Genomic DNA, 224 nt, shown 5'->3' with positions numbered 1-224 from the left:
ACGGTTCGGACAGTAAGCGGCATTTTCGCTTTTCCGCCAAACATATAACGCATTTTCGCTCCTTGGTTTAAAATCGGATCTAACGCAAAGCCAATAAAATCATTGAACATAAGCTCCGCAATCGGACGAAGACCTGTCGCGGCTGCTCCTACCGCTGCACCAAAATAACCGTGTTCTGCAATCGGTGTATCAATAACCCGTTCCCTACCAAACTCTGTAACAAG

1 pseudogene is annotated in these 224 nt (G+C 46.4%); it reads right to left on the bottom strand.

Features of this window, described 5'->3' with window-relative positions:
* Window positions 1–224, bottom strand: a pseudogene (locus CHH91_RS19400) (alpha-ketoacid dehydrogenase subunit beta); the annotation flags it as partial.

Origin of the sequence: Virgibacillus sp. 7505 (assembly GCF_002272135.1) — a bacterium.
In the GTDB taxonomy this organism is placed as follows: Bacteria; Bacillota; Bacilli; order Bacillales; family Amphibacillaceae; genus Terribacillus.
Note: the sequence above shows the minus strand (reverse complement) of the source record. Positions and strands in the feature narration are given on the sequence as shown.